Source organism: Citrobacter sp. wls718 (assembly GCF_005280945.1).
GTDB classification, from domain to species: Bacteria; Pseudomonadota; Gammaproteobacteria; order Enterobacterales; family Enterobacteriaceae; genus Citrobacter; species Citrobacter gillenii.
Window position 1 is genome coordinate 1 of record NZ_SZWV01000007.1, and the last position, 21,948, is coordinate 21,948.

Sequence of the window (21,948 nt, forward strand, 5' to 3'; positions counted from 1 at the left end):
AGGTGCTCCCGCTCCTAAACCAAGGTATTGGAGAATACCGTTAACTGTCTTTCCCGATAAATCAGTTAAAGTGCTATCAAGCGGCTGCTTACCTGCCAGCGCATTCGTTACAGTGGTGGCAAAGTTTGGATCATCTCCCAGCGCTGCCGCCAATTCATTCAGCGTGTCCAGTGCAGCCGGGGATGATGCTACCAGTGCAGCAATTGCTGATTTCACAAATTCCGTTGTGGCAATCTGCGTATTATTCACTGTCTGCGCCGCAGTAGGTGCGGTGGGTGTTCCGGTCAGGGCCGGGCTTGCCTTGGGTGCATATTGTTTATGAGGGTCTGCCGCTGCGATGTGCGCCGCCAGTTGCTGATCTACGAAGGCTTTAACCTGGATTATCTGGTCATCAACATACTGCCGGGTTGCCAGCACCACAGACGGATCAATTTTAAGCGTTACCGCCTGGGTACTGCTGACAATCAGAATGACGCGAATAACCTGCATACGTCCGCTACCTTCCTGCAATAACGGCTTATAGGTTTCAGCGCAGTTAGCAATAGCGATGAGATCACCTTTGCTATCATAAAGACCGATCTCACGGATCCACCACCCGCCCACATCTTCCGGGATCACCTGCTCAGCAATAATCTGGTTGGTGTTAACCGGGTCAATAGTCAGAGTATTCAGCGGCGCACGGCGCAGCTCATGCACAAGCGCAGTCTGCGCAGGGTTTGGCGTCGGTAGTGCGCCGTTGCCATCCCCTACCGCCATCTGAGTAATTTCAACCTGTTCACCCAATGCCGTGGCGTTCGCCAGCTTCGCGGCTCCGACATTGGTTAGCAGGGCATAATATTTAGTTGCCACTTGGTGAGATCTCCACGGTATCTATCAAATGAATTGCACTACCCACATACTCCGCACCACCAACTGAAATGGTTTCGGGGAAATAGGGGTACACGGTCAGCGTGTCGCCCAAATAGGCAGACGTGCCAACATATACGGGGCCGGTAGTCTGTAAGTGCAGGCTCATGCCCAGCATGTGACGGCTACACGGTTTAACGTCAGCGATCAGCCGCTCAAGCTCCTGATAGGTTTCTTCGCTGATGCCTTCATCTTCAACGCCAATATCCAGCGTAAACGTGCCGGGGTCGGTGTCGATGTTCCACCACTCGTTAACCCGGATGAAATACCCGAACGGCTCCACAACGCGGCGCATTGCTCCGGTGGTGCCTTTGTAGCGGTGCAGGTAAAACGCATCAGCTATCGCTTTACGCTTCGTTGTCTGGGGCCAGTTCTCATCCCATCTATCAACGGAGAAAGCCCACGCCAGATAGGGCAGCAGGTCAACCTGGCAGGTGTACGGATCCCAGAGCTGACGCAGCGGTACCCGCACTTCCCCCAGAGAGGCGCAGACGCGGGCGGCGACACGCTCAAGGCGCGTTGAGCTGGGCGGCGTGAGGGTTTTACTCATCGTATCCCCCAACGGTTATGGTGTAGCCGGTACAGTGGGACGCCTGAGTATCATCAAGCACCATATCCGCCACCGGCTGCGCCAGCTCCACCCGCTGCACTCCTTCTACATGCAGCGCGGCATAAATGGCAGACAGCCGGATATCACGCCCCAGACGACGCTGATCGGCTATGTACGCTTGTAACTTCTGCTCAGATGCCTGGCGGATGGGTTCCGACTCCGGCCCCGGATAGATATACAGCGTGGCATCAATCTCATAAGGCACGATCTCCGCCGCCTGCACGGTCACGCGATCGGCAACCGGGCGCACCTCTTCGCCATTCAGCGCGCTGGCAACGATATCGATCAGCTCCTGGCTGGCGGTGCCGTCACCCTCGCGGGAAAGCACAGAGATGGTAACGCAGGCAGGCGTTGGGCTTACGGCAGACACATCAGCAACGCGCCCATCAGCAGACAGGCCGAAAAATTCATATGCTGCCGTTGGCCCTGCGACGCTCAGCCCCTCAAACGCCTGCGGAGTACGGACGCGCAGATCGGCATCTGACTCCATCACCGCAGGAACAGGCGGTACAACGCTGTCATCTTCCGGTGTGATGATCAGGCGCTCCACGTTGAAGTTTGCCGCCAGCTGATCCAAATCGCTGCCCACTGAGTACGCCACCATGACCGCCCGCGCCGCTTCGTTCACGCGCTGGCGTAGCAATAATTCGCGGTAACAGTTTTCTTCCAGCAGCATGGTGATCGGCTCAGACTCCAGCGAGAGAGTGCGCCTGATAACGTCTTGCTCATCCTCTGGGTAAAGCGCGATAAACGCCTCTTTGCGCTCATTGAACAGTGTTTCAAAGTCCAGCAGCTCCACCACTACCGGAGGCGGTAATTGTGAAAGGTCGATTGTTCCGCTCATGCCTGCACCTGCCTGCCGATCGTTACGTCCGTGGTAAAGGGTGATTGTGTATCGGTACGGCTGGCTTTGATGGTGGCAACCATCTGCCCCGCCCCGGTTTCCGTCAGCACAATATTGGTCAGCGAGATGCGCGGCTCCCAGAGGAAAAGCGCACTGTATATCGCGGACATAATGCGAAGGCGCGTTACGGCGTTACCTGGCTGATCAATCAGGTTATTGAGCTGCGAGCCATAGGCGCGGCGCATAATGCGAGAGCCAACCGGCGTTAACAAAATGTTGTTGATGGACTGAGAAATATGCTCGTTATCGGTGAGCGCTTCGCCGGTTTCGGCGTTCATCCCGCGATATCTTGCGCTGGTCATTGCGGGCCATCCGTCTGGCTTCCGCCACGTTCTACGCCGCCATGTTTGTGGGTATGCACCACAACGCCATTTGATGTAATGCTACCGCCGCTATGCTCAACATTGCCGGTCATCTTGCCGCCCTTTTTCATCTCAAACGTGGAGCATGAGAGCTTTTTAGTGCAGATCACTTCCGGCGTATCAAGGGTGATTGAGGTTGTTGCGGTACAGGTCATTTTAGGGGCAGTCGCGGCGATTGAGTCAGATGCCTCTACCGTTGCGCTCTTAATACCAGTAGCAGCCAGTGCGCCGGTTGCCGGGTCATACAGCACCTTCGCCCCGTCAGGGTGCAATGTTACATTTGACGTTTCACCGTTATCCGGTGGTTTCACGCTATCGCTGTACAAGCTGCCCATGATGACGGCATTTTCCAGATCACCGCATGGGGCAAAAAGTAACACCTGCTCGCCCGGTGATGGTGCCCACCATGTAACAGCCGTTCCGGCGCGCAAAGCCGCCCAGCGAATCCAGTCCGTTGTATTCTCTCCCGTTGATACTCGCGCAACTGGCGGCTCAGCAGCAAGATTAACATCCGTCACCGTACCAATACGGACAAGGTTACAGATCAGGCGATAGAGTTCATTCAGGTTCATAAGCTGACTTGCGTTATTAAATTTACAGCCAGTTTCATGATCCACGCGCGCGCAAGCAACGCGCTGTCGTTGTCAGGAGTTAGTAACAATGGATGGCGGTACCGGCAGACACTACCAGCTATGACAGTGGCGGGAAAACGCATCGAGCACCGTCACTTTTAACAGTGCTGCAGGAAGGGGTCAGGGTTGCAGAAAACTGACGATGGTATCCGCCAGCCAGTCAAGATCGCTTTCCGTAAAGCCCAACAATTCACGCGCGGGGTAACGGGTGCGGGCACCGGGAGCCACGGTATCAACCTCACCATACTGGTGAACGCTGGCGATCTCGGCGGTATGCCCGGAGTAACCGACCACGGCGGCGCTGGCGGTACCGTATGCCTTGAGAAAGCGAGCGGTGCGCAGGCGGCGGAACATCTTTTCTTTGCGGGTGGTGGTGCGCTTGGTCTGGTTAAGATAGATCTCAATATAGCGCTGAATATCGCGCTTATAGAACGTGCGCAACGCCCCTTTATCAACATCATAACCGGTGATAGCGCGCTGCTCGCCGCGCCCGGTGGTGCGCCAGTTGCTCAGCTCACGCGTTTCATCTTTCCACAGGAATTTAACCCCGCCCTGAGTACGCAAAATCTTACGGCGGCGCGGCGTATAGCTTTCTCCGCTGGGGTTTTTCTGGCTGTTGATGCGCTGCTGCTGGCGCTTGCGCAGGCCAATAGCCACCTCGCGCGTGAGCTTACGGCGCTGGCCCGGTGCGAGCTGCGCCGCCACGGTTGCCAGATAATCATCAAGGGCATGGAACAGCGGATCAGCGTTCATTTAGTCCGTCCACGTCTCGCCGCTTACCGTATCTTCAAAGACCAGTGACCAGGCACCCAGCTCCGGCCCCGGCATAGGATCAGCGCGATGATGAATAACCGGCTTGCCATCTTCAACTTTGACAACAACCGCCTCACTGGCCTGGATTTTGATGAGCACGTCCATGGTGGAATTGCTCAGGATATCCGCTTCAAAGGTGATACCATCGCGGGCGCGGTCAGGGTTGAATAGCAACTCAGGCTGATACAGGCGCGCCCATGCCAGAATGGGCAGGCTGAGGGAATCCAGCGGCTCAGGGTAATCCATCGCCAGCACCTCAATAGTGTACTCGTATTCAAACGAGGCAGAGCGCTGCCCGGTGCTCACCATGCGCCCCTTCTGGACATACACCGCCAGATTATCAGGGTTGTCACGCAACCACGGCACCGCGTGGCTGATGTGTTTACGCAGTAGATCGGGTTTTAACATCGCTATTTCTCCACCGCCTTGCCCCCTGTCAGCGCATCATAAGCCGCTTCACAGGTCAGCCCTCGGATCCTTGCCTGATCAGCAATTGCCGCCAGTTCTCCCGCTCGTTGGTCAGCGCGGCGGAACAGCTCGGCAAGCAGCTCGCTGCCGGTGGTGCCTGTCGCGCTTTCGCTGGCAGTTGCGGCACAGCGGGCGCGTTCACTTGCTGCCAGTCTGGCGGCGAGTTTTGCGGCTTCGTCATGCAGCCCGTCAGAAACAGCGCGGGCATGGTCAGCATCAGCAGCGGCCTGAGCAATCTGCCCCTCAGCCCTTTTCTCAATCGCATCTATTTCACCCTGTCGGCGCTGTTCTTCGGCTCTGGCTTCTGCCTGCCGCTTTGCCAGCGCGGTAGCATCGTCAGCATCCCGCTGTTTCCATTTCAGTGCCCAGGCTGTATTAGCCTTGCTGGCACCAAACCACGAACCAGAAAGGAAGGCAGCACCCAGAACTAACGCGACCAGAAGGCCGCGCCAGTGTTGCCTGAGCCAGTTAAGAATCATGCAGGATAAGCCGCATAAGGTAGCTGGAAGTGCGGGCCATCTTTCAGGGTTTTCCAGTCGCCACCCCATTCAACGGGGATATTTAGCTCTTTTCCCGCCTGTTTGAAGGCTTCGGAAATCTGCTGATAATATTTCCAGTCCCATGAACCTGCCGGAGTCGGATACGCAAACACATCAACCGCATGGCCTGAAATATGCCTGCTGTTCATCGTCTGGCTTTTCCCCTCAGCAACAAGCTGTTTTTGCCGCTCTACAGTGCGAAGCCCTTCGGTGATACCAAAATCAACGGCAGAAAGTTGAAGGGCGCGGCGGACGACTTTCACAAGGTCAGCGTTAACACCTTTCAGGTTATTTTCACTTCTCTGACTGAATTTAAATTCACTCATTTCCTTTCGCTCCCCCGATACGGGTTTCAATAAAGCCGGTCACTTTGTTGCGTACCTTGTCAGCCCCCATAAAACCTATGGATGCACCCACGAAGGTAACGGCATTAGACGGCAAGCCCAGATATTCCAGCGAACCGGCAACCGCCAGCGTAACGATCCCGCAGACCAGTGAACCGGTGGAGGTTTTCAGCATTGACTGACCGTCATACAGACTCATAAGCGCCGAAATGCTCAGCGCAGCGCCTGCCGCGTAAAGCGTCGGCAGATAAGTAGCAATCCATTTCATTGTTTGTTCCAGCATCCCCGTAGGTACGTCGCTCATGGCAACCTCTCAATCCCATAGCTGCACGGTTTCCCGCTGGGTGGGTGGTGGTAATTCTGGAAGATAAACAACCTGCCCGGCACTCAGCAGCGGGCCGCTGTCGCACAGCCCCGGATTGGCTTCATGCACGGCTTCGGTTACTCCCGCCGTCCTGCCGTAATACCTCCAGCAGAGTTCATCAACGGTGTCATCCTGCTGCGCCTGCACGTTCATTAGCACAGCTCCGCAAGGCCGCGATCTTCATTCTGGATATCGCGAATAGACCAGCGAACATCACGCCAAAGCGTATCTATCTGGGTGCTGAGCGCCTGCGCGTGGTCATCCCCTTTACTGGTGGTATCAATATCGCGATACCCCTCAATCAGCAGGGCTTTGGTCAGTGACCAGACGGCATTTTTATAGCGCCAGACCTTCACCGATTCACCATTCACCGGATCGGCGGGGATCTCCGCCAGAGTCAGATAACCGGCATCAACCTGAACCTGACGCCACAGAAGAAGCTGATCGTTGACGTGGGCCACTGCCTCAATGGTGCGTGACATAAGGCGATCGGTCGTTACCTGCCCATCAAGGCGCATCGCCCGGCGCAAATCAGCCAGCACAATGACAGGCCAGAAAGGCAGGCTCTCAACCTTTGCGCCGCCATCATCCGGCGCGGGATCTGATGGCGGTCTTACCGGTTCAGTGGCGACCAGGCTCATACAGGACTCTCCATAAGGCAGGCGGTGGACGGTGTGACGCAGTAGAGGCCGGGCCTTACTACGTCACACCGTGCCGCCTGGTGCGCGGGGGCACATTCGTTATGACTTCGCGGTTTTGCGCGTCGTCTTGTTCTTTGCTGCCGTTTTTGCCTGGCTGTTTTTCTGGTTCCTGGCTGCGGTAGTGCGTGGCGCTTTCTCCGGCGCTGCTTTCGCGGCCTCTGGCTTCGCTTCCGGCTGTACCGGTGGCGCATCGCCCTCACCTTCTCCGCCGTTGGCGGCGGTCAGCTTTTTGATATTGCGATCAAGCAGTTCGATATCACGCGCCACGCCAATTTTTGCGTTGAGCCTGATAGCTTCCTGCAAATGCGAGCGGGCAAGCTGCTGGGATTCAACATCCTGATTAAGGCGCACGGTGTACCCCATGGCCTTAAACAACTTGGCCCTTACCTGATCGGGCATATCTTCATGGGTGGTGATGCCGTTCAGTGCGTTGAGGTTGTCAATGCTCACGCTTGCCTTTGCCGGGTTCGCTTTGAAGGCGGCAAGGATGGGATCGCAAATTTCTTCAACCAGTACCGTGGCGGTGGTGCGCTTGTACTGGTCAGGCATCGGGATTTTATGGCGCAGCACGTACTGGCCTATCCGCAGCGCCTGCGCAATATCACCGGCATCCGCTGCCCAGATCATCACAGTGGTGATCACTTCATCCGCCTGGCCCGTATCCGCTGCCAGTACGCCATCAATCCACGGCTGGTAATCCGGCAGGCGCTCGCTTTTCAGCTTCGCCTTACCGGCATTCGACTGGATGCGGCTGAGGTCGGCTTTATCCATGCGCAGGCGAAAAAGTATCTGCTCGTATGCAGTTCTTTCGGCGGTGGTTGTCCCGCGATTACTGCGGCGCTCAGCCATCACCCGATCAAAATGTTTTTGTGCTGGTGTTAACATTTATGCCCCCTGAGCAGGCCAGCGCACTGCTGGCCTGCGGCGTCTTATGGTGCTGGTGCTGGCTCGGCGGCGGTGATGCCTTCAATCAGACAGCCATAGCCGTAGTCTTCAATGACGTAGGCATCATTCGAAGAGCTGTACGTTGAGACGCGGTTATACTCCGGCTCTTCAACGATGCGGCGACGGTGCCCGCCTTCCTGCCAGTAGATGGACAGGTTTTCCCAGGAGGTAATGAACATGCTGCCATCAGGGAAGAATGGCGCGATAAATGACGGCAGGTTGCCGATCGTTTTGCGCGATGCAATCAACTGCCCGGCAAGTGCTTCGGAGTTAGGGTTATTGGTGCTTACAGCGTTGATGATCGGGAAGGAACGGTTAACCGTCAGATTACGCCCGGTAATCACCACCAGATCAGGCGAATCCTTGTACCACTCATCCATAAGCGAGTTGACCGCATCAAATACGATGGAGTCATAGTTACCGTAATCACCTTTCGCGATCACCTGGTTGGTGTCGTCACGGCTGGTCACGGTGACATCTTTCATCACGCGCTGGGCCGCGTTAGTGCGGTACTGCTGGAGCCAGCCGATACCACAATCCTGTAACAGCGGGTTGGCGGCGCGGTCTGATTTCTCCGCGTAGCTGGTACCGTTGAAGCCGATCATGATGCGATCGAGAGCAATACGCTTGATGATCTGATTGCTGAGGCGCTGCTGAAAGTCCGGGAATTTTGCCCAGGCATCAAGCTGCGTGTACGGCGTAAAGGTATCTGCGTTCACCTTGTTACAGGTGTATTTATTCGAATCCAGCGCCGCCACAGAGGTAGGCTGACGGCGATCCGTGGTGGAATTGTTGGTACTGGATACCGGGCCACTCACGCCCAGGCCGATTTTTTCACCGGTCTGATCGTTGACGCCGTAAATATTGATTAACTTGAGCATCTCAGACGACTGCTGGATCTTGTCCTCAAGAGTCTGCTCAACACTCGGATCAATGCTGTACGCCTTGGTGACGTGGGCAGCGCTGATATGGTTGAGTTCAGCCTGTCGCTGGATGTACTTATCAAACAAATCGCGGGTTGTATTACGCATCTTATTTTCCTTTCCTGAGCCTGACGCACTGAGCCTTATCAGCAATCAGCCAGATGTTGAGTTGATTGACCATCGCCGCCAGTGGCAGGCGGGCGCTGGTTGTACTGCTCGGCGTCCTGGCCTTTCAGTTTCTCTTCCAGCGCTTTGAAGTCCTTACGCAGGCTTTCCAGCTCGGTGGCGTCAGCCTTACCTTTCACCGCAACAGAAAGCTGGGTTGTACTGTCCAGCAGCTTGCCCTGGCTCTCGGCAATCGCCTCGATAGCCTCGCGGTTTTCACCGTTCTGCTGGCTAAACTGCTGCTGCGTACCGCCCAGCAGCGCCTTAACACGGGCAAAGAAGTTTTTACCTTCATCCTGCGGCGGCTGTTCATCTTCAAATTCCATCGTGGATTCAACGGCGGCGGTGAAGAAACAAGCCTGATCGTGCTTACGGGAGGCCAGCGGGTTAACGGTGTTTTTGGCACAAAACTCCATCATTTCCGTGCCCAGGCTGGCAGGGCTATCGGTGCAGGCCAGCCCCATCAAATAGGCTTCGCCGGTATCCGCAAAAGAGGGATGTACTTCAATGCTGTGATAAATCTTCTGGCGGCTCTTTTTCAGGGCAACCAGATCATCAGTGGCATCAACCTGCACATACAGGCCCATTTTGCCTTTCAGCGGCTCCTCGGTGATTTCCTCTGCCTTGACGGCAATAACATCGCCATAAGCACGAAAATCACTGTTTGGTGAGTAACCCCGGAGGTGCTCCAGATTGACGCGGGCACCGTATACGGTTGGGTTAAAGCGTTGAGCCATCTGCACAATGTGCTGACGCTCCAGCGTCCGACCGTCGCAGGTAGCACCCTCGACAGCAACGCGAAATGGTTTTGACTTTGGCATGTCGAAATCCCGAATGAGTGAGTGATATTAACCAGTGCCCCTATCATTCCCGCCGCAGCCGAAACGCGCAAAGCGTTGCCGTTGTTGCCGTTTTCCGACAATGACAACCCGAAGCGACGCGCGCGCGGGCGCGGTACTCTGCCACCATGAAACAGACTTCCCACGATGAGCCACGGATTGCCGCTAAGGTCATGTACTGGCAGGCATACAGCATCACGCAGATCGCCAAATCGATCGGCGTGAGTACCAACACCCTGTATTCATGGCGTCGCCGCGATAAGTGGGACGAGTCCACCGCGCTGGAGCGTGTACAGGATCGGATGCAGGTGCGGCTGTTACGCCTGACGGAAAAGCCAGACCTGACGGCGCATGACTTCAAAACCATTGACCTGTTAACCCGTCAACTGGTGCGGATGGAGCGCGAAGAGCACCGCAGCGAAGAGAAAAGCCGTGAGAAGAAGCCGAAAAACCACTTTACGGAAGAGCAGATCGGGGATCTGCGTGCTCTGGTGCTGGATTCGCTCTACGAGCATCAAAAACGGTGGTACAAGCAGCGCGAACGCCGCAACCGCTTTATCCTCAAATCGCGCCAGATTGGTGCCACCTGGTACTTTGCCCGCGAAGCACTTTTACGGGCGCTGGAAACCGGCAACAACCAAATCTTTTTGTCAGCCAGCCGCGCCCAGGCGTTCCAGTTCAAGAAGTTCATCCAGCTACTGGCGGCGCAAGTTGGCGTTGAGCTGAAAGGCGGCGACGCCATCACCCTGAGCAACGGCGCAACGTTCTACTTTCTCGGCACCTCAGCAGCGACGGCACAGAGCTACACTGGCGATCTATATCTGGATGAAGCATTCTGGATTAACAATTTCCTTGAGCTGCGCAAAGTCGCCGCAGGCATGGCAACCCATGAAGGGCTGCGGCGCACCTACTTTTCCACGCCATCCACAGAGGAGCATGAGGCTTATGCCTTCTGGACTGGCGACCTGTTCAACAAGGCAAGGCCCAGAGGTGAACGGGTAGAAATAGACGTCAGCCATAAAGCGCTGAAAAACGGCAAGCTGGGCGGGGATGGGATCTGGCGGCAGATTGTCACCATTGAAGATGCGGTAAAACTCGGCTTCAACCTGGTGAAAATTGAAACCATCAAGATGGAAAACTCCCCGGAGGAATACGACAACCTTTACCGTTGCCGCTTCGTCACCGTGGGCGAACGCGCCTTTAACTACAACGCCATGATCGGCTGCTGCGTTGACGGCTTTAACGATGATGTATGGCCCGACTGGAACCCATTCGCACCCAGACCGATAGGCGATCGCGGGATATGGGTAGGCTATGACCCCAACGGGGGAAGCGGCAATGGTGACTCTGCCGGGCTGGTCGTCATAGTTCCGCCAACGGTGCCGGGCGGCAAGTTCCGTATCATTGAACGCATCCAGCTCAGAGGTATGGAGTTTGAGGAACAGGCAAAAGCTATTGAGGCACTGACTGAGCGTTACAACGTCCAGCACATCGCGATCGATGGCACTGGCGGCTTTGGTGATGCCGTCTGGCAATTGGTAGTCAAATTCTTCCCGCTGGCGGTGAAGTACCAGTATTCCGTACACCTCAAGCGCGCCATGGTAATGAAAGCACTTATGTTGATTCGTGCCGGTCGTCTGGAGGTGGATGCGGGAATGCTGGATCTCGTCCAGTCATTTATGACGGTTCGCAAGGTGCAGAAAGGCGGGGTTATGACCTACGTTTCCGACCGCAAACGCGGCAGCAACCACGGCGATCTTGCCTGGGCATCAATGACAGCTTTGTATAACGAGCCGATCGGCAGCGAAAGCGGCGGCGGTAGTGACAGTTTTGTAGAGGAGTTTTAAACGTGAGCCGCAAAAAGCAAAAGTTTCAGGCCAGACCGCAGCCGGTTGCCAGCGAACAAACCGCAGGCATTGAGTCATTCAGCTTTGGCGACCCGGTAGCCATCACCGATCGCAGCATGTTGCTGGATTGCATGGAGTGCGCTGATAACGGCGTATATTTTGAACCACCGATCAGCCCCTACGGCATCGCCCGGATGTTTGATTCAACGGCCTATCATCAGTCGCCGCTGGTCTTTAAGCGTAATGTGATCACATCCTGCTACATCCCTCACCCGCTGCTGAGCAGGCAGGAAATGAGCGCGTGGGTGCTGGATTATCTGGTATTCGGCAACAACTACATGGAGGTGCGCCGTAACATGCTGGGCGAGCCTATAGCGTTAAAACACGCCCAGGCCAAATATACCCGACGCGGCAGCGACCTAAAAAAAGATCAATACTGGTTTATCACCCGTCGCGATGCGGACTACCCATTCAAGCCGGGCAGCATCTGCCAGATAAAAAACCCCAGCATCCACCAGGAGATCTATGGCGCACCTGAATACATGGCCTCGTTACAAAGCGCCATGCTCAACAGTGAAGCGACCATGTTCCGCCGTAACTACTACATCAACGGCAGTCACGCCGGGGTAATCGTCTACCTGACCGACCCGATCGCCAACAACAAAGACGTTGAGAGCCTGAAAAAGTCATTGAAGGATGCGCGCGGCGGCGGCGCTTTTAAAAACCTGTTCGTATACGCAGCAGGCGGGAAGAAAGACGGCTTGCAAATCCTGCCATTCAGCCAGATAGCGGCAAAGGATGAGTTTACCGGCATCAAGGACGCAACGCGGGATGATATGCTTGCCGCGCACCGCGTTCCGCCTCAACTGATGGGGGTGATGCCAGGCAACGCCGGGGGGTTTGGTGACGTGGAGAAAGCCGCCCGCGTCTTCTCCATCAACGAGCTGACGCCGATACAAGAAAGCCTGAAAGAGCTGAATGACTGGCTGGGCTTTGAGGTGATCCGCTTTAACCCTTACGCCCTCGCAACCCCATCAACAGCCGCCTGACCATTCAAAAAGATTGATGCCCCACCCTGCCAGAAGGTGGACGCAGCCAGCCCGAAGGCCAAACGCCATACAAGCCCCTCAGCGCCACGCTGGCAGGGGCTTTTCTTTTCCATCCCCTCACCCGACCACAACGCAACCGCATCAAAACAGGGCCGCACAGACGCGAAAAACGGTATGAACAGGTATACCCTCCTTACCCCCTCAGCGCGCGATGGTTCCCCCGCCTCGCCCGCACACAAAACCCCCGTCTTTTTGTGCAAACTTGCAGATCACGGCAGGCCGCGCCGCGTCTGGGCTTGTCTGGCAAAAGTACCGTCAAAAAAATTGTGCAATTTAATGCGGGATTGTGCGGCAATTTCTACAGAAAATAAAAAAAGGCCATCAATGACGGCCTTTAGAGATGAAAATCATCAATATGGATACTTTTTAGAAAGCTCTTCGAAGTTTGCAGCAACCCATGATTCAACAGCTTTTGTGCTTTGAATCGTGCCAGGCAGATAGGTGCGAATCATCCACTCACAAATTTGCCGTGTTTTGATGGCGAGGTCTGCCCCGTTCTGTCCATGCAGTGCATTAAGAAAATCAAGCACCTCATATTTTTCATGCCTGTTAAAGCGCTTGGCATCTGAAATAATCTTGGTTGGGTCGTCACCAGCTGATCGGGCGTGGTTAACGTAATCTTTATAAAGCAGATCCCCATCTTTCATTTTTGGCATTTCTATTCCTTTAAATTTGACTAGTCACCCAAATGGGCTTAGCCAGATTAGTGCCTGTAATGACTAAAATTATTGTTTCAGCTCTCATTTCCAAAAACGCACACAGCATAAGCACCGCTTCGCGATGCTGCGGACTCTTTGCCGCCCGCGCCCGCAGAATCGCCATAACCTGCGCAACAAGTTGCGAAGGTTATAACGATTGCCATTCAGAAGACTGGATTAATCTTGCGGTGATAGAGCACTTCCCACAGCAGCGATATCAGCTCTTCCTGCCTGATATCCACGGCTTCGCTGGCATCATATTTAGCCATCAGCTCATTGATGCGCTCAACAGATAATGGGCCTGCGGAATTTACCGCTGATCGGGAAGATGGGAGACTGCTTTCTTCAGGCGGATGCTCTTCACGCCATTTCTTTGCCGCCCTCTCATTCATCAACTGCCATTCGGGATATCGGCTAAATAGCTCACGCTCGGTACTGGTTCGCGCATCATGGCCTTCATCTGCCAGCCGCGCTGGTTCTGGCTCGCAGCTTTCAGACAAAGCAATATCTTCGGGAGCGTCAAACGGTTTTAACCCCTTGCAGGTGCAGCAAATGCGATCATTAAAATAATACTTTTCCTTGTAGTGCAGCTCGTTACCACACTTACGGCATCGCTTAATTTTGTTACTGATGAAATCAATTACTTCCTGCTCTCGCTGTTCTTCGTCAAACATACGCGCTGCTCCTGATTCCTGGTGCCAAACAACCTGTCCCACGCAGCCGGATCAGCTTTTTTCAACATTTCCGCATAGCTGCCAACGGGATCATGCCTGATATCTCTGCTGTCAACATTATGACTTAGCTTCATATGCTGCCACAAATCGGCGGTCTTCCGGTCAGCGCTGTTATCTTTTCTGCGTCTCAGCTCTCCGCTACTGGTTGCGGAGACAATAAAGCCATCAATTCGCAAGCACTCACCGCGTAGCAATAACGATAACTGGCCTGTGCTCAGCTCTATGCCTATTGATCTGGCAAAATCATCCAGTGCCGCAATGCGATCGGCTGATATAGGAGCTGGCGCGGTAACAGCAGGCATATCCCTTTCCTGCTGCCTCAATTCTTGAGCAACTTTTAGATAGCTCTCCGCCCTGGCCTGCTCAATATCATCACAATCTGATGCCGTAATGGCATTAGCCAGCGCCTCAAACTCATCAGCAGGTGATTTTTGCCGTTCCGGTTTGTAGTTTCTGATGCTTTCGTTGAGCCGTTTTTTCTGCTCGTGGGTCATTTGACCAATTTCATACTGTTCAGGCTCAACTGGTGGCGAATTGTCACCCCCTGAAATTGTATGTTTTTTGACCTCAGTACAGTTATTGACACGAGTCCTAGGGGGCGCAGACGCGCCCCGAAGGTCAAAATCAAAGTCAACGGCCTGCCCGGAGTCGTCTAAAATCTCCGGTTTCTTACGTACAATGCGGTAGGTATGCAGGCGGGTTTCAATTGGTGGGATGTGAACGGCTGGCATCATCAGACCTTTGATAAGATCCAGATACTCGCCGTAATCATTCGGCTCGTCTTTCTGCTGGTACCAGATGCGCAACGGCAGATCACGGCGGGCAACCAGTGCCCCGCCCTGCAACTGGGTGTATTGCTGCCAGTCGCCAGCATCCGCAGCACGGTGCAGCTCAGCAAAAAGCGGGTTTATCTTGTCGGCCTGTTCCTGATTGCGGAACCGGCGCAGCTCACGCCAGACAGATACCGGCGCGCCGCCCAAAAACTGAAACTGACGGATGCCCCAGCACGATGCCCACGCGGTAGCGTGTTTAGCCGTTTCTTTCAGCGGCTTGCCGCTTTCGTCGTCTGTTTCACCGTCGAGCGCGTAACCATCAATGTTTTTACTGATGTACTTCACCACGTAGCCGGTGGCGCTGCCGATTTCCTGATCGATCGGTTTCATCTCGAAGCGCGGGCGGTTGCCGTGCTTGCCCTGCAACTCTTCCGCATCCTCACGAGTGGCGTAATCTTCCATTACTTCCAGCAGTTCCGCGGAATGTTCCGGCAAAGAGAACAGCAGACCATGCCAGTGCGGCGTACCATCGTGGTGAGACTCAGCTACCCGCAGACCAAATACAGGAATTTCACGGCGGGCCAGCTCTGCACGAATCTGTTGCCATACCCGATTAAGATAGCGCTGCGTTGCTCTGGGGCTGGCACCGTTCCATTTGGGATTACGATGACCGAATACGGTATAGGCGTGGTATTTGGATGGTGCTGTCAGAGTAAAAAACTGGCCTGCATAGCCGCTTTCGGTGGCAACTTTCTCAAAACCACCAATGCGGGTCATGAGTTCAACGCGGCGCAATGCCGGGTTAGAAATGCTCTTATCGATCTGCTCAATAAGTGAAATACGCTCTTTGGTGTCTTGGTCTTCCAGTTCAAGACGGGCCATGATCGCGCGGCTACGTTTACGCCTGGCATCCCACTCATCAACATGGTGCTTACTGCAATACGGTGCAGCGCCCCGCTTCACGTCACCAAATGCAATATGCAAGTGCTCACGCCAGCGGGTGGCGTACTTTTTCAGATTCCTGTTCCAATAGCGATCGTCCAGCATCTTGCTGATGCCGGTAGTGGCATCATCAATAAAGTGCGCTAGCCTGATTCTTGGCGGCGTCAGGCAGAAGAGGCGCGCAAGGCCCGCCGCTTCGTCGTAAAGGCATTTTGCATACTGGCGATCACTCAGCGTTTCTACCGTTTCGTGAACTTCACTCAGTACAGACCGCATGTAGATAGCAATATCCTGCGCCAGCAGCTCAACATCTTCCGCCGTGAAGTCCGGCAGGCGGTTAAAGCGCTCAACTAATCCGTGCAAAGTATTAAACGTGTGGTAAAGCGGGTTTAACTCATTGAATGCTGTATCCGCCTGAGATTTTGCCTCATCGGTCATTGCTATAGCATATTGCCCATTCACCATGTTGATGGACGGTAACTCCCGGCGAATGATATTACGCAACTCAGAGCGGGCTATATGCCTGCCCTTCATGGTGTGAATGCTGTCAATACGGGAAGCCAGACGCAGACGAATAAAGCGAGGTAGCGGCGAAAGGGTAACTTTCACCCACGCCAAAAACTCCTGTTCTTGACCCAGCTCGACTAGATCAACAACGGGAGTCTTATCAACACAAATGGCAGCTTTCGGCTTCTGCCATTCGTAAGCGTACCGGGTGGCGTCTTGTGCGCTACCCGGATATGGAGGGGGCGGCGTTGGAGCGCCGCGCCCACTTGCTGCGGTGGTCATCGTGCGCCCATGTACCGATCAATCATCTGGTGCTGAATATCCAGCCCCAACTTTTCAGCAAGCGCGTATTCTGCTTTTGCCCCAGCAGACTGCTGCCAACCGTCCAGCATGAAGATGCCATCAGCGCAGCGAAGCATGGCAAGGCAGATATCCACATACTCCGCTTGCTCTAAGCCATCCGGCAGGATCGCCGGATTAAGAGCAACATTTCCGCGCCGTACAATGTGCGCGGCTGCACGGTGAAACGCCGGGCGATTAAAGCCAGGCAAACCGCTCATTTGGCCAGCGATATAGATTTTTGACATTACAGAGCCTCCATTTCTGAATCGTCTGCGATGCCCAGGCATTCTCTGCTGCTCTCGCAGTGTCCGCACCCACCTGCCGGGCATCCTTCAACGATGCCCAAAGTGCCGATCACTTCTTTAGCCTTCTGTCTGTTGCTAGCGTCAGTGCTAACAGAGCGCTGCACGTCGATTTCATGCAGGTGGAAGCGGTGGTAAATCTCGCGGGTGGTTTCGGTGTCACTGTTGGAAATGACCACCGGCGCGCCATATTTGCGGTTAACTTCCAGCAGCTCCGCCGCTAAATGGCGGTGGTGCTTCTCGGTGAATGGCTCGGTGTGGTATTGGGTGAAATTGGCGGTTTCGCTGGCAGGCAGGTACGGCGGATCGCAGTAGATTGCTTCATCCGTTCCAACCATCACTTTGAGGGTGTTTTGAAACGAGCTGCACAGAAAAATAGTTTTTGTGTCGTTGGCCTTCTCAGCAAACTGGCGGATCTCCGCCTCTGGGAAGTAAGGCGCGCTTTTGTGCTGACCAAACGGCACGTTATAACCGCCGCTCTGGTTGTAACGCACCACACCGTTGTAGCCGTGGCGGTTGAGGTAGAGAAACAGGGCAGCGCGGGCCACATCAAGCAAACCTTTTGTACCGTTGAAAATGCGGCGGTTCTGTAAGTATTCTTCTTTGGCGTTGCCGGTCGCAAAGAGCGGACGGGCAAGATCAATAACCAGCTCAGGGTTGCTTTTGACCTCACGATAAAGGCGGATCAGGTCTGGGTTGATATCCGCAAGGATATAGCGGCGATAATCGGTATTGAGGAACACGGAAGCGCCACCAACAAAAGGCTCAACGAGGCAACCAGCCTTTGGTAAATGCGGCAGTAATTCAGGCATCACGCGGCTTTTGCCACCGGGCCATTTGAGAAGTGAGCGGATCATAATGCCGCCCCCGTAGCGCCTTTGGCTGCGAGGCTTTTTAGGTTGTCTGAGAGCTGGGCGATCTGATTCCACACATCAGCGGCAGCGTTATGCTTTTCAGAATCGACAAGCCGATTTGAGGCATACCCACAGACAGTAAGCGCAACCTCTTCAACCGTCCTAACGTCGCGGACATTCCAGAAATTCCAGACCGGTTTTAAATCTACAGCGCGCAGTGCGTTGTAGATAATCGGCATATCGTAATCAGTGCCGCGCGCCCAAACTTTCACGCTCGCGAGATCACAATATTCCAGGATAAACATATTTAATTCACTAAGAGCTACAGGGAGGGAGTAAGCCCCTTCTTTGATTACTTCCGCTCGTACTTCTCCCGACTGCTTAAACCACCATTTGATTGTTTCAGCGCCCAGCGTTCCACCGAATGCCTCACTGCTTTCAATAGCAATGCGCCGATACATTGAGGCGGAAACTGCACCTGACATAGGGTCAAAAATTGCCGCAGCAATAGACGCAATCGCCGCAGTTGGCTTGTTATCCATGGCTTCAATATCAATCATTACGTGCTTCATTTTGCTTTCTCCTGGGTGCAGGAAGCCCGGCGCGGTGATGCGCCTGACTACTGGTTAATCATTCAGTGACTAATTGACTGCGCCATCCGGCGCGGGTGGCTGTGATTCGCGTAACGCCTGAATTTCAAGGCGTGGCGCGGCATAATCGGGAAACTCCCACGGCAACGCCGCAGCCAGCTCGGCAAGGCGCTTGATGCCCAACATCAGGCTCACTTTGTCCTGAGAGCTGAACTGTTCGAAAGGCATGGTGAGATGGGAATGAGTCAGGGACGGCAGATCGTTAAACCGCTGCGCTGCTTCGTTTGCCAGCAGGATGATCGCCTTTTTCTGAGTCTCGCCCAGGCGGTTGAAACGGCTCGCCGTGTCATTGGTGCGGGAAACCGAAATACTCGACTGCAAACGCGCGCGCTGTTCAAGGAACATCTGACGCCCGGATACTGGTTTTTCTTGCACGATACTCATAGCCCTATCCCCCATCACTGCCGCTTATCAGGCGCGCCACTCGAAAGTAACGCCCCGGATAAGCACCGGTTGCCCGGTGCCTCTCTTACTCGTCGCCCTGCTGCTCTTTGGCTGGCTTAATCGCAGGCCATACCAGAATAACGAGCGCCCCCACGAAGAACAGATCGCCAACCGCTGAGAGCAGATAGCTGGTGAAGTCCACCGCTACCACCATGAAAGCCAGCAGCAGAACCAGCGCAGGCCGCAACATGCTCAGCATCTGGTTCATCAGATGTAATCCTCAACGCGCAGGCCCAGACGACGCCCAACCTCTTCCAGTACCTTCTGCTCTTCCGGCTCGATCTCGCCGTCAGCTTCGGCAATGGTCAGCATGTTGACGAAGACTTCCTCCGCCTCTTTCGGGTCATTTTTGATATCTTCGATTTCACGCAGGATATTCATGCGACCAACGCGGAAACCTGCCTCAAGCTGTTCGGTGAAGCGGGTGATCAGCGCGGTGATTTCGTTGCCGTAATGGCTCAGGCGGGGATTCGAGCGGAGCAGCTGATCGAGCTTTGCGGTTTCCTCTTTCTCAATTTCACCATCAGCAGCAGCAACCAGCAGACAGCCGCCAACAATGGCCTCCATCAGATCGCGGTTTTCAACTTTCTTTAATTCAACTTTTACAGCAGCGGTTTTTTTCTTGAACATGCCAAACATAATTAACCCCTTTTTTGGGTGAGTGAATGCGCCATCACTTAATAAAGTGACGACAGGTAGAAAAAGTTTTATCTGTTACTTAATTACTAAAGCAGCTTTCTAAATAAACTTGCTAAGGCACTAAATAAGCCTTTGTTTATCTTCTTCGTATAAACAAAAGGCTTACTCATACCTTTAATAAAGCGCACCTTATTCGGTTCCGGTTTAAAGAAACGCCCGTCCGGGCATTCAATCCAGCCGCGTGTATTGCGGTAGTGCGTGACCTGGCAACCGTGCTTTAACAGGCTGGCAAGTGATGGGGCGTTATCGTTCATATCGTGTACCTGCTACAGTTGTCTACGGGCCTTGCGCTCTACTTCTTCGCGGCGGGTTTTAAATTCAGCAAGCGCTTTAGCTCTCTGCTGCTTTACTTTTTCGCTTCGCTGTCTGATCAGTAATTGAATTAAATGCAAAACCAGCACAGCAAAAATAGAAAGACCGATAATCATTTCAGCCTTCATAACTTTCACCGCTTTTTAGCTTATCAATTGTTTTCATTGCTTCGGCTAAAGCAAAATCACGCCCTAAATAATTCCCATCATTTAAAACGCTATATGCCGTTTTCATCGTAATGGCATTGCGCGGGCATTTATGAATGGTGAAGCCACGATAAATATAACTATGGCGGCTTAATTGTATTAACTGGCCCGTCATCTCATCGACTCCTTACAGACCAATCCAGAGCAGCCAGGCATCACGCTGCTCTTTCGGACGGTTGTAGAAGGCATCGCGCATCGCGCGGTTGAACTCAGGGATGTAGATCCAGTTCTCAGCACGGGCGCCCAGGCTTTCCGGGTTCTTCCACGGGATGATCGGCAACTTACCGTCTTCAATCATGCTCTTAACCGTGGCGGGCTTCTTACCGATTAACTCGGCAAATTTAGGGTATGGAACCGCGTCAACGGCGTGACGCACTTCAATGAACCCCTCTAACTCTTTCTCTGTCATGTGTCATAATCCCCATCGGCGCTAGGCGCTTATTTCGGCTTGTAACTGCTTATATTGGCGGTTGCTCATGGTAGAGATTACCACCCTTAAGGAGAATGTTATGGTAGAAATCCCTACCCCGTCAAGCGGCGTGGGTGAAAAAATCAGAGCTATCAGGGATGCGGAGGGGTTAACAAGGCAGCAATTCTTTGAATTAACTGGAATACCTGCTGGCACGCAGAAGTATTACGAGACAGGAAGAGTGGAGAGTATTGGTAGCGATATCTTGCTTAAGATCACTCAGCATTCACGTTTCGCAAAATACACGCTCTGGCTTATGACTGATAAGACCGCCCCTCAAGCTGGTCAAATCGCACCGGCCCTCGCACACATTGGGCCAGAGTCAACTGGATCAGACCGCTCCGAGAAACAAACTGGTTAACTGTTTATAAACATTACATTTTCACTATCTGTTATCAGGATGGGGAAATAAACGCCGGAGGGCTTTCTTATGTCGATTAAGAAGCTTGAAGGTGGTCAATATGAAGTGGACGTATGGCCGCGCGGACGTAACGGAAAACGTATCCGCAGGCGATTTGAGAAGAAACAAGAGGCAGTTCTTTTTGAGCGTTATGTATTAGCCAACGCCGACAAAAAAGAATGGCTGGGCGCGAGCGTTGACCGACGCACCTTAAGCGAGTTGTTAGATACCTGGTGGCTGCTATATGGACAGACTCAGGAAAATGGCGAGATTGAAAAGCGGCACCTGAATAAAACAATCAGGGCGCTTAGTGATCCAGCCGTTAACCGACTGAACAAGCGAATGATTGCACAGCACCGAAGCCAACGGCTGGAAGACGGTATCAGCGCAGCAACGATCAACCGGGATATTTACCGCTTGTCCGGGATGTTCAGCACGTTGATAAAGCTGGAAGAGTTCAGGAAGGAAAACCCCTGTAAGGGTCTGGAACCACTGAAAGAAGCACCGCCAGCTATGACCTACCTCGCCAAATCAGAGATCAGCAAATTGCTGGATACTCTGACCGGCGACGATCGACGCGTAGCACTGTTATGCCTAAGCACCGGCGCACGCTGGGGCGAAGGTAGCACGCTGCGAGGCGAGCAGGTAAATCACGGGCGCGTGACGTTTCTTAAGACCAAAAACGGGAAAAAGCGCACGGTTCCGATATCGGAAGAACTGGAGAAAGAGATCAAGACCAGCGACACCGGGCCACTGTTCAAAGTTGACTATGAAAACTTCTGCGAACGGCTCAGACAGGTTAAGCCCGATTTACCACGCGGGCAGGCCACGCATGTGCTTCGGCATACATTTGCAAGCTGGTTCATGATGAACGGGGGGAACATTATTGCGTTACAGCAAATTCTGGGGCACGCCAGCATACAACAGACGATGGTTTATGCTCACCTTGCACCTGATTACCTGCAACACGCAGTAACGTTAAACCCTCTCGGTGGCGGGTTGGCGGTGTGACAATGTTGTCTACATCTTGTCTACACCCGTAACGCTATATCCTTCTTGTAACTGCTTATGGCTGTTGCAAGAATGGTTGATTTATAAGGGATTTATTCTAAGTACCTGATAAAAAAAACCCCCACATCATGTGG

At 53.8% G+C, this 21,948-nt stretch carries 32 protein-coding genes; 4 read left to right on the forward strand and 28 right to left on the reverse strand.

Features of this window, described 5'->3' with window-relative positions; genetic code table 11:
• From FDW95_RS01305 to FDW95_RS01375, 15 genes are all read right to left on the reverse strand, one after another.
• Positions 1-849: phage tail protein (locus tag FDW95_RS01305; protein ID WP_170972970.1), on the reverse strand; the 849-nt coding region annotated here is incomplete at its 3' end.
• On the reverse strand, positions 839-1,456 hold the full coding sequence (locus tag FDW95_RS01310; RefSeq protein WP_115259773.1) for a phage tail protein I: 618 nt from the start codon (positions 1,454-1,456) through the stop codon (positions 839-841). The genes FDW95_RS01310 and FDW95_RS01305, both read right to left, overlap by 11 nt.
• Entirely contained in the window at positions 1,449-2,360 is a 912-nt protein-coding gene (locus tag FDW95_RS01315; protein WP_137363390.1) for a baseplate assembly protein, read from the reverse strand. The genes FDW95_RS01310 and FDW95_RS01315 overlap by 8 nt, the downstream gene beginning before the upstream one ends.
• On the reverse strand, positions 2,357-2,722 hold the full coding sequence (locus tag FDW95_RS01320) for a GPW/gp25 family protein (protein WP_115259775.1): 366 nt from the start codon (positions 2,720-2,722) through the stop codon (positions 2,357-2,359). Before FDW95_RS01320 ends, FDW95_RS01315 begins: the two co-directional genes overlap by 4 nt.
• Positions 2,719-3,354 (reverse strand): phage baseplate assembly protein V, encoded by a 636-nt coding sequence (locus FDW95_RS01325; RefSeq protein ID WP_115260008.1) that lies wholly within the window; start codon positions 3,352-3,354, stop codon positions 2,719-2,721. Before FDW95_RS01325 ends, FDW95_RS01320 begins: the two co-directional genes overlap by 4 nt.
• A gap of 180 nt (positions 3,355-3,534) precedes the next feature.
• Positions 3,535-4,167 (reverse strand): phage virion morphogenesis protein, encoded by a 633-nt coding sequence (locus FDW95_RS01330; RefSeq protein WP_115259776.1) that lies wholly within the window; start codon positions 4,165-4,167, stop codon positions 3,535-3,537.
• Positions 4,168-4,635, reverse strand: coding sequence for a phage tail protein (locus FDW95_RS01335; RefSeq protein ID WP_115259777.1), 468 nt, complete (start codon positions 4,633-4,635; stop codon positions 4,168-4,170).
• A 2-nt stretch (positions 4,636-4,637) separates the two neighbouring features.
• Positions 4,638-5,174: a DUF2514 family protein gene (locus tag FDW95_RS01340; RefSeq protein ID WP_115259778.1), complete on the reverse strand. Its 537-nt coding sequence runs from the start codon at positions 5,172-5,174 to the stop codon at positions 4,638-4,640.
• The gene (locus FDW95_RS01345) at positions 5,171-5,560 is read right to left on the reverse strand and encodes a M15 family metallopeptidase (protein ID WP_060568734.1); all 390 of its coding nucleotides are present in this window, start codon (positions 5,558-5,560) and stop codon (positions 5,171-5,173) included. Before FDW95_RS01345 ends, FDW95_RS01340 begins: the two co-directional genes overlap by 4 nt.
• Positions 5,553-5,882 (reverse strand): phage holin, lambda family, encoded by a 330-nt coding sequence (locus FDW95_RS01350; protein WP_115259779.1) that lies wholly within the window; start codon positions 5,880-5,882, stop codon positions 5,553-5,555. The genes FDW95_RS01345 and FDW95_RS01350 overlap by 8 nt, the downstream gene beginning before the upstream one ends.
• Positions 5,883-5,891: 9 nt before the next feature.
• Positions 5,892-6,095, reverse strand: coding sequence for a tail protein X (locus tag FDW95_RS01355; RefSeq protein WP_001514728.1), 204 nt, complete (start codon positions 6,093-6,095; stop codon positions 5,892-5,894).
• Positions 6,095-6,583, reverse strand: a complete 489-nt coding sequence (locus FDW95_RS01360) for a head completion/stabilization protein (protein ID WP_001514727.1) — start codon at positions 6,581-6,583, stop codon at positions 6,095-6,097. Before FDW95_RS01360 ends, FDW95_RS01355 begins: the two co-directional genes overlap by 1 nt.
• Positions 6,584-6,682: 99 nt before the next feature.
• On the reverse strand, positions 6,683-7,528 hold the full coding sequence (gpM, locus tag FDW95_RS01365; protein WP_016155228.1) for a phage terminase small subunit: 846 nt from the start codon (positions 7,526-7,528) through the stop codon (positions 6,683-6,685).
• A gap of 44 nt (positions 7,529-7,572) precedes the next feature.
• A complete protein-coding gene (locus FDW95_RS01370) occupies positions 7,573-8,619 on the reverse strand; it encodes a phage major capsid protein, P2 family (protein ID WP_115259780.1) in 1,047 nt (348 codons plus the stop codon).
• A 38-nt stretch (positions 8,620-8,657) separates the two neighbouring features.
• Positions 8,658-9,497, reverse strand: coding sequence for a GPO family capsid scaffolding protein (locus FDW95_RS01375; RefSeq protein ID WP_115259781.1), 840 nt, complete (start codon positions 9,495-9,497; stop codon positions 8,658-8,660).
• A 146-nt stretch (positions 9,498-9,643) separates the two neighbouring features.
• Here FDW95_RS01375 and FDW95_RS01380 point away from each other — a divergent pair, with 146 nt between their 5' ends.
• Positions 9,644-11,362 (forward strand): terminase family protein, encoded by a 1,719-nt coding sequence (locus FDW95_RS01380; protein ID WP_115259782.1) that lies wholly within the window; start codon positions 9,644-9,646, stop codon positions 11,360-11,362.
• 2 nt (positions 11,363-11,364) lie between these two features.
• Positions 11,365-12,411, forward strand: a complete 1,047-nt coding sequence (locus tag FDW95_RS01385; RefSeq protein ID WP_115259783.1) for a phage portal protein — start codon at positions 11,365-11,367, stop codon at positions 12,409-12,411.
• A gap of 410 nt (positions 12,412-12,821) precedes the next feature.
• On the opposite strand, the gene FDW95_RS01390 is transcribed toward FDW95_RS01385, so the two are convergent.
• From FDW95_RS01390 to FDW95_RS01445, 13 genes are all read right to left on the reverse strand, one after another.
• Entirely contained in the window at positions 12,822-13,127 is a 306-nt protein-coding gene (locus FDW95_RS01390) for a hypothetical protein (RefSeq protein ID WP_001514720.1), read from the reverse strand.
• Between the two features lie 206 nt (positions 13,128-13,333).
• Positions 13,334-13,843: a hypothetical protein gene (locus tag FDW95_RS01395; RefSeq protein ID WP_001514719.1), complete on the reverse strand. Its 510-nt coding sequence runs from the start codon at positions 13,841-13,843 to the stop codon at positions 13,334-13,336.
• Positions 13,810-16,407: a replication endonuclease gene (locus FDW95_RS01400; protein ID WP_115259784.1), complete on the reverse strand. Its 2,598-nt coding sequence runs from the start codon at positions 16,405-16,407 to the stop codon at positions 13,810-13,812. Before FDW95_RS01400 ends, FDW95_RS01395 begins: the two co-directional genes overlap by 34 nt.
• Positions 16,404-16,712 carry a DUF4406 domain-containing protein gene (locus FDW95_RS01405; RefSeq protein ID WP_115259785.1) on the reverse strand — a complete coding sequence of 103 codons (309 nt, stop codon included), beginning with the start codon at positions 16,710-16,712 and terminating at the stop codon, positions 16,404-16,406. Before FDW95_RS01405 ends, FDW95_RS01400 begins: the two co-directional genes overlap by 4 nt.
• Positions 16,712-17,626 carry a Dam family site-specific DNA-(adenine-N6)-methyltransferase gene (locus tag FDW95_RS01410; protein ID WP_249358856.1) on the reverse strand — a complete coding sequence of 305 codons (915 nt, stop codon included), beginning with the start codon at positions 17,624-17,626 and terminating at the stop codon, positions 16,712-16,714. The genes FDW95_RS01405 and FDW95_RS01410 overlap by 1 nt, the downstream gene beginning before the upstream one ends.
• Positions 17,623-18,195: a 3'-5' exonuclease gene (locus FDW95_RS01415; RefSeq protein WP_115259786.1), complete on the reverse strand. Its 573-nt coding sequence runs from the start codon at positions 18,193-18,195 to the stop codon at positions 17,623-17,625. The genes FDW95_RS01410 and FDW95_RS01415 overlap by 4 nt, the downstream gene beginning before the upstream one ends.
• A 69-nt stretch (positions 18,196-18,264) precedes the next feature.
• Positions 18,265-18,657 (reverse strand): hypothetical protein, encoded by a 393-nt coding sequence (locus tag FDW95_RS01420; RefSeq protein ID WP_115259787.1) that lies wholly within the window; start codon positions 18,655-18,657, stop codon positions 18,265-18,267.
• 85 nt (positions 18,658-18,742) lie between these two features.
• Positions 18,743-18,925, reverse strand: a complete 183-nt coding sequence (locus FDW95_RS01425; protein WP_115259788.1) for a DUF3927 family protein — start codon at positions 18,923-18,925, stop codon at positions 18,743-18,745.
• Positions 18,925-19,356, reverse strand: a complete 432-nt coding sequence (locus tag FDW95_RS01430; RefSeq protein ID WP_063922350.1) for a TerB family tellurite resistance protein — start codon at positions 19,354-19,356, stop codon at positions 18,925-18,927. Before FDW95_RS01430 ends, FDW95_RS01425 begins: the two co-directional genes overlap by 1 nt.
• A gap of 86 nt (positions 19,357-19,442) precedes the next feature.
• A complete protein-coding gene (locus tag FDW95_RS01435) occupies positions 19,443-19,670 on the reverse strand; it encodes a phage filamentation protein Fil family protein (protein WP_001514710.1) in 228 nt (75 codons plus the stop codon).
• A gap of 12 nt (positions 19,671-19,682) precedes the next feature.
• Complete coding sequence (locus tag FDW95_RS23130) at positions 19,683-19,856, reverse strand: hypothetical protein (protein ID WP_170972971.1); 174 nt, start codon at positions 19,854-19,856, stop codon at positions 19,683-19,685.
• The gene (locus FDW95_RS01440; RefSeq protein WP_115259789.1) at positions 19,846-20,049 is read right to left on the reverse strand and encodes a DUF4761 family protein; all 204 of its coding nucleotides are present in this window, start codon (positions 20,047-20,049) and stop codon (positions 19,846-19,848) included. Before FDW95_RS01440 ends, FDW95_RS23130 begins: the two co-directional genes overlap by 11 nt.
• A gap of 12 nt (positions 20,050-20,061) precedes the next feature.
• Positions 20,062-20,343 carry a Cox family DNA-binding protein gene (locus tag FDW95_RS01445; RefSeq protein ID WP_115259790.1) on the reverse strand — a complete coding sequence of 94 codons (282 nt, stop codon included), beginning with the start codon at positions 20,341-20,343 and terminating at the stop codon, positions 20,062-20,064.
• Positions 20,344-20,443: 100 nt separating this feature from the next.
• Between FDW95_RS01445 and FDW95_RS01450 the strand changes: the two genes are divergently transcribed.
• Positions 20,444-20,764 carry a helix-turn-helix domain-containing protein gene (locus tag FDW95_RS01450; RefSeq protein ID WP_000229411.1) on the forward strand — a complete coding sequence of 107 codons (321 nt, stop codon included), beginning with the start codon at positions 20,444-20,446 and terminating at the stop codon, positions 20,762-20,764.
• 69 nt (positions 20,765-20,833) lie between these two features.
• Positions 20,834-21,814, forward strand: coding sequence for a tyrosine-type recombinase/integrase (locus tag FDW95_RS01455; protein ID WP_115259791.1), 981 nt, complete (start codon positions 20,834-20,836; stop codon positions 21,812-21,814).
• Positions 21,815-21,948: the final 134 nt, after the last annotated feature.